We start from the raw sequence: 3,004 nt of genomic DNA, 5'->3' as shown, positions 1-3,004 counted from the left end.
GGTGTCCCCACTCCACCGCTGACCGTAGGGGGGAGGAATGTGGTGGTCATCCCTGTGGCACCCCCCCCCCCCCCCCCCCCCGGGGGGGCCCCCCCCCCCCCCCCCCCCCCCCCCCCGGCGCCGCATTTCATCGCTATTCCCACGGAGGCGGGATCCTCGTGCAAGAAATGGCGCCGGAAACGGTCCGCGAACATTCCGTCGTCTACGCCCCGCGAATTCAGGACCTCCTGGCCCGGGACGCGAAGGTGTTCCGCGTCGACGCCACCACGGTCGGCGTCGCCGACGCCCGGCTGATGGCCGAAATCGTGGCCGCCCGGCCGGTGCTCCAGACCGAGCGCTCCGTCTACAAGCCCGCCGCGGGCGCCGACATCCCCCACGACAGCGCGACCCGGACGATCCGCGCCCTGGGGCAGGACGTCATGGCGGGCATCCGCAAGCCACCGCCCCCGGCCGACGGGCTGGCCGGCGCCTGGCCGTACGCGCCCACCTCGTACCTGCGCCGGTGGCTGTTCGGATCCGACCCGCTGCCGGTCTCCCTGCTGGCCAGGCGCGGCATCACCCGCTCCGACACCCTCTCCCGGCTCGTCGACCGGGCCGTCACCACCTGGCCGGGCGGCGCGGGCGGGAACCGGAGCAGGAACGGCAACGTCAACGGGAGCGGGGACGGCACCGGGGCCGACCACCCGCCCACCGCCATGGCCGGACTGATCCGCGGCGCGGACGACCCGTTGGAGCGCAGACAGGCCGTCGCCATGTACCGGCGGGCCTCCGCCACCCTCTGCGACGGCGTGGCCGCCCTGGCCGGCAACGCCCTGTGGCTGCTGCGCACGGCGCCCGAACCGCGCCAGGACCTCACCGCCGTCCTGTGGGAGACCCTGCGGCTGCTCCCGCCCGCGTGGATGCTCTACCGCAACGGCGGGGACTCCTACGCCGGGCTGCACCGGGAGATCCGCCCCGAGGACAACGTCGCCCTGCTCCCCCTGCTGATGCACCGCCACCCGGACTACTGGTCCGACCCGCTGGAGTTCCGGCCGCGGCGGTGGGACGGGGTCGCCGACCCGGAGAAGACCCCCGGGTTCATGCCGTTCGGCTTCGACGGCGCCCGCTGCTGGGCCAAGCACCTGGTCGTCCCGCTGGCCGAACGCCTGCTCACCGTCGCCCTCGACCACGGCCTCACCATCCGCAGCCCCCGGCAGGACGCGCCCGTACCGCTGCGCTCGCTGCTCTCCGTACGGTTCGAGGCCTCCGTCGGCCGCTGAACCGGCCGGCCCTCCCGACAGCTCTGGACACCCCATGGAATCGCCCACGCTCGCCGACTGGGTCGGCGACCTCGCAGGCTTCGCCGACCACCGGTGGCAGCGCGAACCCGCCGTCTTCACCCCCGCCCGGCCCGCCTCGCCGTTCGACCTCGACGCACTGGACGCCGCCTTCGACAGCGGGCTGCTGCGCACCCCGTACCTGGAGATGGTCCGCTCCGACAAGGTGGTCGTCCCGGCCGAGGCCTTCACCACCTCCCGCACCGTCAACGGCACCACCCACCACGGCTTCGCCGACCGCGCCAAGGTGCTCGCGCTGCTGCGCACCGGGGCGACGCTGCTGCTGCGCTGCGTCGACCAGTGGCACGGCCCGACCGGGGACCTGGTGGCCCGGCTCTCCGAGGAGCTGGACCGGCGGGTGGAGGCGTTCTTCTTCCTCACCCCGGTCGGCGGCCAGGGACTCGCGGTGCACCGCGACGACGCCGACGTGTTCGTCCTCCAGGTCTCCGGACGCAAGACCTGGTACGTCCACGACGCACCCGCCGCCGCCGAGTGGTCGCTGGGCGAACTCCCCGACGACGAACGCTCGGCGCAGCGCCTGCACACCGTCCTCGGGCCCGGCGACGTGCTCTACGTCCCGCGCGCCTTCGCCCATCGCGCGGTGGGCGCCGAGGGACTGTCCGGCCACCTGTCGCTGACGGTCCGCGACCTCTCCGTCCCGGACCTGCGGGCGGCCCTGGACCAGCTGCTCGCCGAAGGGCTGGCGCTGCCGACCCGCCCGCTGGGCGAGCCCGCGATCGCCGCCGCCGGGGCCGCCCTGCTCGACCACGCCCGGGCCCGGCTCGACGGCATCACCTCGGAGCAGCTGCTGCGCGCCGCCCGGACGGGCCGGGCACGGCCACCGGCCGCCACGGGCACGGACACGGGCACCGACACGGGCGCGGACACCTTCGCCGGGACGGCCCGGGACTGGGCGGACGACGCCCCGGCGGGCGGGCCCGCCGGGCGCACCTGGCGACGGCTGCGGGCCGTGGCCCGCAACGGGCGCTGAGCCGTCGGCCGACCCGTCGGGCCGCGGCGGCCCGGCAGGGTCAGTCGACGGGCGGGAACACCACGTGCTCCCCGCCCCGGACCACGAACCGCCAGCACTCCTCGACCTTCGAACTGGTCGGCAGGACGTCGATCCTGAGCTCGTGCTCCAGGGTGATCCGCAGGTCGCCCTCCGGCGCCCGCTCCACCGACAGCACCCGGGGCGAGCGCCGCGCCAGGAACTCCCGCAGGGCGTCCGCCCCGGTGTCGTAGGCGAGGCGGTCGCCGCCCCCGCCCGGCACCAGGTCGTCGGAGCCGAGGTACACCTCCCCGCACTGGACGATCCGGAACGGGCACTGGGCGTGCACGGCGTACCGGCTGCCCGTCGACACCTCCCCGCCGTCGCCCAGCGGCCAGGAGACCGTCCCGCCGAAGTCGACGACGCCCATGCCGCCGAACCGGTAGACGTTCACCCACACTTCGCCGACCAGGCGTTGCAGCAGCTCGTCCTCGTCCTCGTCCGTCGCGTCCGGTTCGGGTTCCCCGTTGTTCAGCATGCCGTCATCGTCGTGCATCGGGGCCCGTCCGTCGCCCGAATTCCGGCCCGTCGGGGGGGGGGGGGGGGGGGGGGCCCCCACAGGGGGGAAAGGGGTGGGACACACGTCGGCCCCTGTTCCGGGCCAGCCCCCGTACCCATCGGGCAGGGGCGGCGCTCCCTC

Annotated in this window: 3 protein-coding genes; 2 read left to right on the top strand and 1 reads right to left on the bottom strand. The window is 75.4% G+C overall.

The features are described 5' to 3' along the window. Window positions 1-167 precede the first annotated feature (167 nt). Together ACZ4W5_RS35970 and ACZ4W5_RS35965 are read left to right on the top strand one after the other, a co-directional pair. Complete coding sequence (locus ACZ4W5_RS35970) at window positions 168-1,259, top strand: cytochrome P450 (RefSeq protein WP_465659320.1); 1,092 nt, start codon at window positions 168-170, stop codon at window positions 1,257-1,259. Between the two features lie 34 nt (window positions 1,260-1,293). Further along, complete coding sequence (locus tag ACZ4W5_RS35965) at window positions 1,294-2,307, top strand: JmjC domain-containing protein (protein ID WP_465659319.1); 1,014 nt, start codon at window positions 1,294-1,296, stop codon at window positions 2,305-2,307. 40 nt (window positions 2,308-2,347) lie between these two features. Here the strand turns inward: ACZ4W5_RS35965 and ACZ4W5_RS35960 are convergent, their stop codons facing one another. Beyond that, window positions 2,348-2,842 carry a hypothetical protein gene (locus tag ACZ4W5_RS35960; RefSeq protein ID WP_465659317.1) on the bottom strand — a complete coding sequence of 165 codons (495 nt, stop codon included), beginning with the start codon at window positions 2,840-2,842 and terminating at the stop codon, window positions 2,348-2,350. Between the last annotated feature and the right edge of the window lie 162 nt (window positions 2,843-3,004).

The organism is Kitasatospora sp. NPDC029367 (assembly GCF_055569135.1).
Note: the sequence above shows the minus strand (reverse complement) of the source record. Positions and strands in the feature narration are given on the sequence as shown.